Source organism: Streptomyces sp. 8L (genome assembly GCF_020176795.1).
Taxonomy (GTDB): Bacteria; Actinomycetota; Actinomycetes; order Streptomycetales; family Streptomycetaceae; genus Streptomyces.
On sequence record NZ_JAIUKE010000143.1, the window covers coordinates 15,795 to 28,455 of the forward strand.

Consider the following 12,661-nt stretch of genomic DNA (forward strand, 5'->3'; position numbering starts at 1 on the left):
GTAGGGGGCAGGGATGCGCGGTGGACCTTCGGTGCTCGGGATCGTCCTGGCGGGCGGGGAGGGCAAACGCCTGATGCCGCTCACGGCGGACCGGGCCAAGCCCGCGGTGACATTCGGAGGCACGTACCGGCTGGTGGACTTCGTCCTGTCCAGCCTGGTCAACGCGGACATCCTGCGCGTCTGCGTGCTCACGCAGTACAAGTCGCACTCGCTGGACCGGCACGTCTCCACGACCTGGCGGATGTCGAGCCTGCTCGGCAACTACGTCACACCGGTGCCCGCGCAGCAGCGGCTGGGCCCGCGCTGGTACCTCGGCAGCGCGGACGCCATCCTCCAGTCCCTCAACCTCGTGCACGACGAACGGCCCGACTTCATCGCGGTGTTCGGCGCCGACCACGTCTACCGGATGGACCCGCGGCAGATGCTGGCGCAGCACATTGAGGGCGGCGCCGGTGTCACCGTGGCCGGCATCAGGGTGCCGCGCGCCGGGGCGTCCTCGTTCGGTGTGATCACCCCGGGCTCCGACGGAACGCAGGTGGAGGGCTTCCTGGAGAAGCCGGCCGACCCGCCAGGTCTGCGGGACGCCCCCGACCAGGTCTTCGCCTCCATGGGCAACTACATCTTCACGACGAAGGTCCTGGTCGACGCCCTGCGGCAGGACGCCGAAGACCCGCACTCGGTACACGACATGGGCGGCTCCATCCTGCCCATGCTGACCGAGCGCGGGACGGCCCAGGTCTACGACTTCCACGACAACCACGTACCGGGTGAGACACCGCGCGAACACGGCTACTGGCGCGACGTGGGCACCCTCGACTCGTACTACGACGCGCACATGGACCTGGTCTCGCCGCAGCCCGCCTTCAACCTCGACAACCGCCGCTGGCCCCTGTACACCAACGCCCACCAACTGCCGCCCGCGCGTTTCGCCGCCGGGGGGATCGCGAGCGAGTCCGTCGTCGGCCCCGGCTGTGTGATCCGCGGCCAGGTGACCCGCTCTGTCCTCTCGCCGGGAGTGGTGGTGGCCGAGGGCGCGGTCGTCCAGGGCTCCGTGCTGCACGACAACGTGACGGTGGGCCGCGGAGCCGTGGTGCGCGGCGCGATCCTTGACAAGAACGTCGATGTGCCGCCGGGCGCGGCCATCGGTGTCAACGCGGAGCGCGATGCCGAGCTCTACACGCTCTCAGCGAAGGGTGTGATCGCGCTCGGCAAGGGACAGGTCGTGGGCTGACTCGGGGTTCGAGTGACCACCGGTGCGGGGGTCTGGGCCCCGGTGGCGCCCTGACTCTCCCGCCGGGGCCCGACTGCCGGGACCGTCCCGGCCGTTCTCCGCGGCAGGCCGTCCCGGCCGGCCCACGGAGCGGCCCGTGCCGGGCGCCTGCCGGACTGTACGGGGGCCGAGACCGCCCCGTGCCGTGCGCCTGCCGGACCGGACAGGGGCCGATCCCGGCCCGTGCCGGGGCATCTGCCGGACCGGACAGGAACCGACCCCGGCCCGTGCCGGTACCAGCGGGGCGTCCGGCGTCCCCGGCTGTCCCGGGCCTTGACGCCCGTGGAGCGCGGTGCGAAGAATGGCCAGGCCTTGACAACGTTGTCCACATCCGAGTCTGGAGGCGCGTCCGCGTGCACCGTCAACCGGCCGAGCTGAGCCGCCGTCGCTTCGCCCAACTGGCAGGACTCGCAGCCGCGGTGGCTGCCGCCCCGGTCACGCTGGCGACCGCGGGCCCCGCCTCCGCCGCCGCGTCCGCCCGTACCCCCGGCACCTCCGCCGCCCCCGGCGCCGCGCCCGACGACATCGCGGCCGTCTACCACAAGGTCCTGCTGACGCACACCCGGTGGACCGAGACGCAGTGGGACGCCGCCAAGGGCCACTACACCGCGACCGACTTCGGCTTCGCCGTCGTGCTCGGCCACGCCCTCCTGCTGACCCGCGGCGGTTACGACGCCGACCTGGCCGGCATCGACGAGGACACCCTGCGCTCCCGCACCCTCGCCACCCTCACCCACTTCGCCGCCTCCAACCGCCTGACCGGCGGCACCGAGTGGGGCAAGACCCTGTTCTTCGACACCACGTTCCAGCTGTACTTCGTCCTCGCCGCCCGGCTGCTGTGGGACCAGCTGGACGACGCGACGAGGAAGAACGTCGACACCCTCGTCCGCGAGCAGGCCGCGTACACCACCTCGCTCGGCACCGGCGACGACCCGCTGTCCGCCCCCGCCGGCTGGACCCCGCACGGGCTCACCGGCGGCTTCGTCGGGGACACCAAGCTGGAGGAGATGGGCGTCTACGCCCAGTCCCTGGCGCCCGGCCTCGCCTGGGCGTCCGACGACTCCCGCCACGGCGCCTGGAACACCGCGTACGGCCGCTGGAGCAGGAACGAGACGGGCCTGCCCGCGGCCGACCGCGCCAACCCGGCCGTGGTCGACGGCGTCCCGGTCAGCGACAACACCGCGCAGAACCTGTACGACACCTTCATCGTGGAGAACCACGGCTCCTTCGGCCCGCACTATCAGTGCGAGCTGTGGCGCACCTCCGGCCGCAACACCATCCACTTCCTCACGGCGGACCGGCCGCTGCCCGAGGTGCTGACCGCGCAGCCCAACGGCGACGAGCTGTGGGAGAGCCTGCTCATGGTGATGAGTGACGCGGGCGAACCCCTGATGCCGATGGTCAACGACCGCGAGCACCTGTACGGCCGCGACGTCATCCCGGTCGCCTTCCTCGCCCAGGTGCTCGGCGACCGGGCCGCCGCCCGCGCGGAGGCCGCGCTCGCCGAGCGGCTGACGGCGTACCAGGCGTACCCGCCGGTCAACAGGATCACCAAGTTCTCCGGCGAGCCGAAGTACGAGCCCGAGGCCCGCGCCGAGGTCGCGATCAGCTATCTGCTGCACGAGTGGCGCGCCAAGCAGGGCAGCGCCGTCCGCGCGCTCACGGAACGGGAGATGTTCGCCCTGGCCAGCGGCGTACGGGACTTCGGCACCGGCCCCGGCCTGGTCGCGCACCAGTCACCGAAGGCGTGGGCCGCGGCGGTGAGCAAGCCGGGCTTCGTGAAGTTCGCCTGGCAACCCGGGCACGACGACTGGCTGTTCACGCTCAGCGGCGCCACGCCGATGTTCCTGCCGGCGTCCTCGACCACGGTCACCGGCCGCTCGGTCGCCACGTACACCGACGTACGGGACGGCCTGGACGCCACGGCCACCGTGCTCTCCTTCGCCTCGGGACGTGCCGGATTCACCACCCTGCCGGGCGGCGAGGTCGTCTACGCCACCACCGGCACGGCGGCCGGCGAAGGACACCTCGAAGTCTTCAACCTGACCATGCCCGGCATCGCGGGCCTCGACGGCAGCCGTACCTACACGACGGCCGAGGGCAGCACCACCGTCAAGGCGGCCGACGCGGGCGGCACCTCGGGCACCGCCTCGGGGCCGCGCACCGACACCCTCACCTTCCCGGCCGCGACCTGCCGGTACGTCCGCATGCAGGGGGTCACGGGACAGTCCCCGTACGGCTATTCGCTGTACGCCTTCGAGGTGCGCGACGGCGCGTCGGGCTCCGACCTCGCGCGGGGCGCCACCGCCACCGCCTCGTCCTCCGACACCGGCAAGGGCGCGGCGCTCGCCGTCGACGGCGACCCGGCGACCCGCTGGGCGGTCGCCGTCGCGGACCGCGCGAAGGGCGACAGCTGGCTCGCCGTCGATCTGGGCGCCGCGCACGAGATCGACCGCGCCACGCTCAGCTGGGAGACCGCCGCGGGCCGCGCGTACCGCGTCCAGGGTTCCGCCGACGGCACCACCTGGAAGGACCTGGCCACGTACCCGCACGCCGACACGACCAGCACCGGCGGCTGGCTCTCGGTCGACGGCCGGGCCGGCCTCGTCGTACGCGGCGCCACCAACCCGCTCGCGGTGTACGGCGACACGCTGGTGCTCTCCGACGGGCCCGCCGAGGCGGTCGTCGTGGAGGGCGTGGTCGACGGGGACCCCGCCGCGGTCCGCGCGGCGGCCGGCCGTCCCGCGCCGAGCGTCGCCGACGCCGCCGTCACCGCCTCCGTGGCGGGCGGCCACCTCAGCGTGTTCAACCTGTCGGACGGGCAGGTGGACACGGTCGTGTCCGTCCCGCAGGACACCCGCGAGGTCACCCTGTTCGCGGGCACCGCGGCCGTCACCGCCACCGGCGTGGACCACGACGTGCGGATCGCGGCGGCGAGCGCGGCCGTCGTACCCGCCCGCGTCACGCTGCGCGGCGCCACCGGGGGCCGGGTCCCCGCGGGCCTGCGGGCGAAGGTCGTCGACGCGGCCACGGTGGAACTCTCGGGTCCCGCCTGCCGCCTCCTCGTCGCGGCGCCGGGCGGTCCCGCTGTACGGGTCACCCTGCCGCGCGGCAGGACACGGCGGATCTCCCTGCGGGGCGTGACACCGTATCCGCTCGCGGACGCGGCCCTCGGCCGCCCGACCTTCCCCACGTCGCCGCTGCCGAAGGGGATGTCCGACCCGGCGGCGGCGGTCGACGGCGACGCCCGTACGTCCTGGGACCCGGGCACCGACGGCCGGATGGTCGTCGACCTCGGAGCCGCGCTGCCCGTCGCCGAGGTGGGTGCCGTGTGGACCGGCGGCCGGGTGCCCGCGGCCGGGCTCGCGTACAGCACGGACGGTGTGACCTACACCACGGTCGGCCGCCTGCCGGTGCGCGGGCGCGAGGGCTCCCTGCGGGCGAAGGGCACCGCGCGCTACATCGCACTGACCGTCAGGGACCGCCGCCCGCACGACGCGCGCCTGGTCACGCTGTCCGTGCGCACCTCCTGAGGCGGCAGGCCGCCCGCCACCGGCCCGGGGGGGGGGGGGGGGGGGGGCCCCCCGGGGGGGGGCGGGGCCGCCGCGGGGGGGGGGGGGCGGGGGCGGGGGGGGGGGCCGCGCCGGCCCCCCCCCCCGCGGCGGCCCGCCCCCCCCCCCCCCCGGCGCCGCCGGCCCCGCCGCCCCCCCCCCCGGCGGGCCCCCCCCCCCCCCCCCCACGCCGCGGACCTTGACCAGAGGGCGGGCGGTGCGAGGGGCACCGTCCTCGACGAGTCGAGGAGACACATTGACCACGGCAGCGGTCCACCCGCTCGACAACCCGGCCAGGGCCGCGCTGACCGGGCCCCACGCGCACTTCGCCGAGCGCCAGGGGGAGCTGCTGCGCTACCCCGTCGACGTGTCGCCCTGGCTGGCCCTGCCCGACGAGCCGGAGAGCTGGAGCTGGGACGCCGTCGCCGCCTTCGTCGGCGCGGGCGGGACGTTCTCGGTCGCCAGGTCCGACGTGGTGCCGCCCGCCGACTGGGACATCGTCTTCCACGCGGAGGGCGTGCAGATGGACGGCTCAGGCGTGCGCGGCGAGGCCGACGCGGAGGCCGTACGGCTCGGCTCCGACGACGTGCCCGAGATGCTGGACCTGGTGGAGCGCACCCGCCCAGGACCCTTCCTGCCGCGTACGGGGGAGATGGGGACGTACCTCGGCATCCGCAGGGACGGCCGGCTCGTGTGCATGGCGGGAGAGCGCATGCGCCCGCCGGGCTGGACGGAGATCAGCGCGGTCTGCACCGATTCCGGCCACCGCGGCCAGGGCCTGGCGGGCCGGCTGATCAGGGCGCTGGCGGCTGAGATCCAGGCCCGCGGCGAGCGGCCGTTCCTGCACGCCGCGGCCTCCAACACGGGCGCGGTGCGGCTCTACGAGTCGCTCGGCTTCGAGCTGCGCCGGAAGATCAACTTCACCGGGGTGCGCGTTCCCGGGGCCTGAGGGCGAAACCGTACGGCGGCGGACAGGAACGCGTGGATCGCGTACGAAAGCCGTCGGGCGCGTCGAGCGGCGCGTACGGGAGCCGCCGGCCCGTCGAGCGGCGCGTACGGGCCGCACAGCGGGCGCCCGGCCCTCCGGGGCCTTCTGCCGGGGGGGCGTGCGAGGGCGGCTGCTTCCGGGAAATGTGGTGCGGCGGCTTCCGGAAGGGTCTGCGCGGCCGGCTCCGGGCGCGGCCCCCCGGCTGCGGCGAAGGGCTGGCGGGGGTTCCCGTAAGACCTCGGCTCGCGCGATCCCCGTCGTCGTGCCGGGCGCGGTCCCGCCGGCCGGGCCCCGGGGCGCCGTCGGCGGTCCCGGCGGGCGCGTTAACCGGGTCGCGAGGGGGCCGCATCGGATTTTGCCGGGGTGCGGCCCGTCGGTATGCTCCTGACCTGCGGCGATAGTCGCAATACCGGATAAATGACCGCAATAAAGACTCTTGCGGAACCGGCGAGCATCAGTGAGCACCAGTTGAGCGAGGAACGGCAGCGACGATGACGGTGACCCAGGACACCTCCGCGTACGGCGACAGCACCGTGCCCGAGGCGGAAACCGTGCCACCGGGCGAACGGACTCCGTCCACCGCCGCGTCCGCCGACGCCCACGTCCCGGCCCAGCAGGGCGCCGCCGGTCCCGTCGCCCCGGAAGACGGCGCCGAAACCGGTGCCGAAGACGGGCCGGAAGGCGGCGCTGCCCCGGAGTTCGGCCCCGGTATCGGCGCCGAGCGGCTCGCCGTGTGTCTCGCCGTACTCGCCGAACTGGACACGCTGGAGGTCGACCACCCCGACGCGGTCGCCGTCCGCAGGGCCACCGCGGGTGTCTACCGCACCGTGAAGCACCGCAGGCGCCAGGAGCGCCGCGCCGCCAAGACCGCCCACGACAAGGCGGTCACCGAGGCCACCGCCACCGGCTCCGCCGAGCGCATCGACGACGAGACGCAGGGCCTGCTGCCGTCGTCCTCCACGGCCGGCACCATCGCGGGCGTCCTCAAGCGCCCGCGCTCCTGCTACATCTGCAAGACGCGCTACACCGAGGTGGACGCCTTCTACCACCAGCTCTGCCAGGCGTGCGCGGCCGAGAACAGGGCCCGCCGCGACGCCCGCACCGACCTGACGGGCAAGCGCGCGCTGCTCACCGGCGGCCGGGCCAAGATCGGCATGTACATCGCGCTGCGGCTGCTGCGCGACGGCGCGCACACCACGATCACGACCCGCTTCCCCAACGACGCGATCCGCCGCTTCAAAGCGATGGAGGACAGCGCCGACTGGCTCCACCGGCTCAAGATCGTCGGCATCGACCTCCGCGACCCCGCCCAGGTCGTGGCGCTGGCCGACTCCGTCGCCGCCGAAGGCCCGCTCGACATCCTGATCAACAACGCCGCGCAGACCGTGCGCCGCTCGCCCGGCGCGTACAGCGAGCTGGTCTCCGCGGAGTCCGCGCCGCTGCCCGCGGGTGAGCTCCCGGCCGCCGAGGTCATCGGCGCGTTCGGCAGCGGTGCCCAGGCCGCCCTGCCGTCGGGGCGCGAGTCGCTCACCGCCGCCGACGTGACGGGGCTCGCGCTCGTCGGCGGGTCCGCGACGCTCGCGCGGATCGAGGCCGGCACCGCGATCGACGCCGGCGGCCTCGTCCCCGACCTGCACGACTCCAACAGCTGGGTGCAGACCGTGTCCGACGTGGACCCCGTCGAGCTGCTCGAAGTCCAACTGTGCAACTCCACTGCGCCGTTCATCCTGATCAGCCGGCTGCGTACGGCCATGGCGCGGGCCGCGGGCCGTGCGTACGTCGTCAACGTCTCCGCGATGGAAGGCGTCTTCTCGCGCGGTTACAAGGGCGCGGGCCACCCCCACACCAACATGGCGAAGGCCGCGCTCAACATGCTCACCCGCACGAGCGCGCAGGAGATGTTCGAGAGCGACCGCATCCTGATGACGGCCGTCGACACCGGCTGGATCACGGACGAGCGGCCGCACCCGGACAAGGTCCGCCTCGCCGAGGAGGGCTTCCACGCTCCGCTCGACCTCGTGGACGGCGCCGCGCGTGTCTACGACCCGATCGTCCGCGGCGAGCAGGGCGAAGATCTGTACGGCTGCTTCCTCAAGGACTACTCCCGCGCCAACTGGTAGGGGCCGACTGACCGAAAACGTCCCCCGAAAGTGAGCTCCGCGGAGCGCGAAGGCGCTCATCTGGTTAATCTGGTGTGGTCGGACGGCGAACCGGGGATCATCCATCCCCCGAGCCGCCCGCTGGGACAGGCCATGCACCCGGCCGCGCTCCCGTTCCGAGTAACGGCGCCACCGCGACGGAACTGCCCCTGCCCCAGAGGTACGCGACACGGAGGAGTCTCGCGGTGACACCAGAGAAGACGCAAGCGGAAGACGTTCCGCCGGAAGGCCCCGAGCGGCGCACGCGCAAGCCGGAGACGGTCAGCAGCCTGGAGGTGTGGGCCAGGTCAGCGCCCATCCGTCTCGCCGGATACGAGGACGACCTCGCCGAGCCGCACATCCTCCCGGGCGTCGACTGACGGCACCGCCCTCGGGCGCCCTTTCCGCCCTTCGCGCTCATACGGACGCCGGGCGCCGCGCGTGCGAACGAGCGGCGCCCGGCGCCGGGTGCGCGCCCCCAGGACCGTGGCGGGCGCCGGGCGGGCGGCTTTCCGGGGATCGCGGTGTTCGCCGCGCCCCACGTCCGTGGCGGGCATCGGCCGCGCCGCCACCGCGTCCGGTCGGGGCGCCGCCCCGGGCCCGGAGCGCCGGGGCCCCGGCGTCACGGGACGTCAGGACACTCGAACTTTGGCGGAACTTCACCGAATGATCCCCGGCGCCGGCGGTTCGTGGAACTAACATCCGGTTCCGTGCCGATACGCAACAACATCCAGGATGCCTCGTCCCCGGCCGCGCCGGACGAGCCGGCCCCTGACGGAAGACCCGTACGGCGGGTTCGCCGGGGGTGGGTACTGCTCGCCGCCTGCGTGGTGGTGGCCGCCGCGGGCGGCGGCCTCGCCGTCGCCCTGACCTCGGGGGGCGCGGAGCCCGCCGCCGCGTCCGCCGGCCCCGCCGACGGCCTGCACCACACGGCCGTGGAGGCGTCCTCGTCGTCCGACCAGTGCGGCAAGGGCTGGACCGACCCGAAGGCGGGCCTCCAGGTCTTCGACGTGCACAACGTCGCCACCGACGCGGCCGAGGTCTACCTCACGGACTCCTCGGGCGCGCTGCTCGGCGAGATCGACGGCCTCGGACCCGGCACGACCCGCCCCATCCAGGTCCAACTGGGGCGCGGCAGCTACACGTTCCGCTGCCTGGTGGAGGACACCGACGCGGTGAACGGCCCCGTCGTCAAGGTCGCCACGGGACCCGCGAAGGGCGGCCCCGCGGTCAGGCCCGTGAACCAGCACGACGTGATCCCGCCGACCCTCACCTACCAGAAGTGGGTGGCGCGGGGCTTCAAGGGCGTCATCTCCAAGGTCCACACGCTCCAGTCGGCCGTCGACGCCGGCGACCTCGGCGCCGCCCGCAAGGCCTGGCTGCCCGCCCACCTCGCGTACACGCGGCTCGGCGGTGCCTACGGCGCCTTCGGCGACCTCGGCGGCGCGGTCGACGGGACCGACGCGGGCCTGCCCGGCGGCGTGCACGACAAGGACTTCAGCGGCTTCCACCGGGTCGAGTACGGCCTGTGGCACGGCGAGTCGGCCACGAGCCTGAAGGCACCCACCGACCAGCTCGCCAAGGACCTGAAGGACCTCAGCGACCAGTGGGCCGGCACCCGGATGGACCCGCTGGACACCGGACTGCGGGCGCACGAGATCACCGAGGACAGCATCCAGCTCGACCTGACGGGCCGCTCCGACTTCGGCAGCGGCACCTCGCTCGCCACCGCGCGCGCGGGCCTGGACGGGACCGTGGAACTCCTCGACGTCCTGCACCCGTTGCTCGCCCCGAGGGACGCGCGGCTGCCCCAGCTCGAAGCCGCCCTCAAGACCGCGGGCGACGACCTGGACGCGACCCGAAAGAGCGGTGACTGGAGAGCGCCGGACACGCTGTCACGGGCCCAGCGGGAGAGAGTGAACGCGGACTTCGGCGACCTCGCCGAGCAACTCGCCCCGGTCGCGGTCATCTTCGACATCCGGAGGACCTCATGACCGCGCGGCGGACCTCGGACGACGGCACCCACGGCACGGCACAGGAAGGCGACGCGATGACCGGCCACGACCCCACGACCGGCCACGACCGCAGGTCCGGCGCGGAGCGTCCCGCGACCGGCCACGGCCCGGCCGGGGACGCCGGGGCGGCCCCGCATCCGGCGGACGCGGACGGCTGCCCGATGGGCCACGGCGTGGGCAGGCGGTCCTTCCTGCACCGTGCCGTCGCGGCGGGAGCGGCGGGTGCCGCCCTCTCGGCGGGCGGCACCGGCACCGTGGCATGGGCGGCCGGCGGCGGCGCGAGCCCGAGCGCGGACGCGGGACCGGCCGACGGCGACCGGGTCGTCGCCTTCCACGGCGCCCACCAGGCCGGCATCCTCACCCCGCTCCAGCGCAGCGCCGTCTTCACGTCCTTCGACGTCACCGCGCGCGACCGCGCCGAACTGGCCGACCTGTTCAAGACCGTGACCGAGCGGCTGCGCTTCCTCACCAGGGGCGGCGTGCCCGACCCGCTCGGCATCTCCGCGCCGCTCCCGGACTCCGGCGTCCTCGGGCCCGTGGTGCCCGCCGACGGGCTGACCGGCACGCTCGGCGTGGGCTCCACCCTCTTCGACGGCCGCTTCGGGCTCGCCGGGCGAAAGCCCCGCAGGCTGCGCCCGATGGACACCTTCCCGGACGACGACCTCGACCCCGCCTGGTGCCACGGCGACCTGATGCTCCAGCTGTGCGCCGACCACCCCGACACCGTCACCCACGCGCTGCGCGACATCGCCCGCCACACCCGGGGCGCCCTCCAGATCCGCTGGCGTCTTGAGGGGTTCGTGTCGCCGCCCAGGCCGTCCGGCACACCCCGCAACCTGCTGGGCTTCAAGGACGGCACGGCCAACCCGTCCGCCACCGACCGGCGCATGATGGACCAGCTGGTGTGGGTGGGGAAGAACGCGGGCGAGCCGGACTGGACGGCGGGCGGCAGCTACCAGGTGGTCCGCGTCATCCGCATGCTGGTCGAGTTCTGGGACCGGGTCTCGATCCGAGAGCAGGAGCGGATGATGGGCCGCGCCAGGGACACCGGGGCGCCCCTCGACGGCCGCGCGGAGATGGACCAGCCGCAGTTCGCCAAGGACCCGCAGGGCAACATCATCCCGCTCGACTCGCACATCCGGCTGGCGAACCCCCGTACGACGGCGACGGCGGACAGCCGGATGATCCGGCGCGGCTACAACTACGACCGGGGCGTGCGCGACAACGGCGACCTGGACACCGGGCTGATCTTCTGCTGCTACCAGCAGGACATCGACCGCCAGTTCGCCGCCGTGCAGAAGCGCCTGGCGGGCGAGCCGCTGGTGGACTACATCAAGCCCTACGGCGGCGGGTACTTCTACGCGCTGCCCGGTGTGCGGGACGCCGAGGACTGGCTCGGCCGGACCCTGCTGGCCTGACCCCGCGGGCGGGGGAGCGGGCACCCGACGAGGACCCGCTCCCGGTACGCCGGACCGCCCTCCCAGGCCGAGCCACTCCCCGGTACGCCGGACCGCCTCCGTACGCCGGGCCGCTGTCCGCTACGCCGGGCCGCCCCGTACGCCGAGCCACTCCAGGTACGCGGCGTCAGGCGGTGGCGAGCCGCCGGAGCGTGCGGCCGAGCCGCCGCGCGTACCCCCGCTGGAGCAGCCGTACGAAGGGGCCGCCGGCGCGCGTGTACCAGCGGCCGTGGCGGCTGAAGGCCATGACGGTGAACCACACGGAGCCGTCGTCGCGCAGGTCGACCACGAAGGACTCCTCGCCCCTCTCCGGATGCCCCGTCAGGGTGCCGTAACCGAAGCCCGTGCGGTTTCGCTCGTACGCCGTCCAGACCACCTCGCAGCGCCCCGCGACCCGCACGGGCCCCCGGCCCAGGGAGAGTTCGACCGTGGCGCCCGGCCTCGCCCAGGCCGAGTCGGCGCGCACCCGGGCGCCGGTGGCCCGGTGCATGCGCCAGGTGGTCACCGCCGTCCCCGCGGCGTCGAAGACCGCCCTGCCCCGGCCGATCACCGTGCGGTGGTGCAGGTGGTGGTAGCCCTCCGGCAGCGGCCCGAGCCGGGTCGCGCCCACCTGCGGATAGGTGAAGGACCCGGCTGTGCGGGTCACTTCGGGTGTACTCATGCCGCATCGCCTCTCTCGCCCGGCGGCGCCCTCCGCGGTGTCGCCGCGGCCTCGGGGCGCCGTGCCGGTGCGCCACCGGCGGCGTAGCGCGGGCGCCTCGGATCGCGACGAGGACCCGCGCCGGATGCCGCGGGCCGCGGGGAGCGGGCCGCAACGGCCTCCCTGGCCGGAACACTCGGGCCTGACCTGTGACGACATGCCATCGGTTCATGGTTCCGATGTTTTTTTGAACGTGTTCAACTCCGCGTCGAGCCTATGCCAAGGCCGGGAAGCCGGGCAAGGGGCCCTCGGAAGGGGACCCGGTCGCGGGACGGCCCGCTTGCGGGTTCGATCATGAGCGGGCAGATATATAAGGACAAAGCTGGCAGGCATAGAACGACAAAGCTGGCAGACGTAGAAGGACAAACGGCAGGAACAGGCGGGAGAACCCTGGTGCGCTCACCCATCCGACGCCGGGCCGCGGCACTCGCCGCGCTGTCCGCGGGAGTTCTGTTCACCACGGGCTGCGGCGGAGGGGCGGGCGCCCAGGAGGCCGCCGACGCCCGGCAGCTCTTCTTCCAGTCCGCGGCGGCGCGCGGCCC

The 12,661-nt window shown here is 74.2% G+C and carries 8 protein-coding genes; 7 read left to right on the forward strand and 1 reads right to left on the reverse strand.

The annotated features are described in order from the left end of the window. The first annotated feature begins 13 nt into the window (after positions 1 to 13). From glgC to efeB, 7 genes are all read left to right on the forward strand, one after another. On the forward strand, positions 14 to 1,231 hold the full coding sequence (glgC, locus tag LCE31_RS14060; RefSeq protein WP_225014572.1) for a glucose-1-phosphate adenylyltransferase: 1,218 nt from the start codon (positions 14 to 16) through the stop codon (positions 1,229 to 1,231). Between the two features lie 392 nt (positions 1,232 to 1,623). Continuing rightward, positions 1,624 to 4,803 carry a discoidin domain-containing protein gene (locus LCE31_RS14065; protein ID WP_225014573.1) on the forward strand — a complete coding sequence of 1,060 codons (3,180 nt, stop codon included), beginning with the start codon at positions 1,624 to 1,626 and terminating at the stop codon, positions 4,801 to 4,803. 274 nt (positions 4,804 to 5,077) lie between these two features. After that, entirely contained in the window at positions 5,078 to 5,770 is a 693-nt protein-coding gene (locus LCE31_RS14070) for a GNAT family N-acetyltransferase (RefSeq protein WP_225014574.1), read from the forward strand. A gap of 530 nt (positions 5,771 to 6,300) precedes the next feature. After that, positions 6,301 to 7,929 carry an SDR family NAD(P)-dependent oxidoreductase gene (locus LCE31_RS14075; protein ID WP_225014575.1) on the forward strand — a complete coding sequence of 543 codons (1,629 nt, stop codon included), beginning with the start codon at positions 6,301 to 6,303 and terminating at the stop codon, positions 7,927 to 7,929. A gap of 224 nt (positions 7,930 to 8,153) precedes the next feature. Beyond that, complete coding sequence (locus LCE31_RS14080) at positions 8,154 to 8,327, forward strand: hypothetical protein (protein ID WP_225014576.1); 174 nt, start codon at positions 8,154 to 8,156, stop codon at positions 8,325 to 8,327. Positions 8,328 to 8,657: 330 nt separating this feature from the next. Continuing rightward, on the forward strand, positions 8,658 to 9,941 hold the full coding sequence (locus LCE31_RS14085; RefSeq protein ID WP_225014577.1) for an EfeM/EfeO family lipoprotein: 1,284 nt from the start codon (positions 8,658 to 8,660) through the stop codon (positions 9,939 to 9,941). A gap of 182 nt (positions 9,942 to 10,123) precedes the next feature. Continuing rightward, positions 10,124 to 11,380, forward strand: coding sequence for an iron uptake transporter deferrochelatase/peroxidase subunit (gene efeB, locus LCE31_RS14090; RefSeq protein ID WP_225014581.1), 1,257 nt, complete (start codon positions 10,124 to 10,126; stop codon positions 11,378 to 11,380). Between the two features lie 166 nt (positions 11,381 to 11,546). Here efeB and LCE31_RS14095 read toward each other — a convergent pair whose 3' ends face one another. Next, positions 11,547 to 12,080: a DUF1990 family protein gene (locus tag LCE31_RS14095; RefSeq protein ID WP_225014578.1), complete on the reverse strand. Its 534-nt coding sequence runs from the start codon at positions 12,078 to 12,080 to the stop codon at positions 11,547 to 11,549. Positions 12,081 to 12,661 lie beyond the last annotated feature (581 nt).

Coding starts and splice junctions, on each gene's coding strand:
- glgC (WP_225014572.1), top strand. CDS start 14: ATGCGCGGTGGACCTTCGGTGCTCGGGATCGTCCTGGCGGGCGGGGAG.
- LCE31_RS14075 (WP_225014575.1), top strand. CDS start 6,301: ATGACGGTGACCCAGGACACCTCCGCGTACGGCGACAGCACCGTGCCC.
- LCE31_RS14095 (WP_225014578.1), bottom strand. CDS start 12,080: ATGAGTACACCCGAAGTGACCCGCACAGCCGGGTCCTTCACCTATCCG.
- efeB (WP_225014581.1), top strand. CDS start 10,124: ATGGGCCACGGCGTGGGCAGGCGGTCCTTCCTGCACCGTGCCGTCGCG.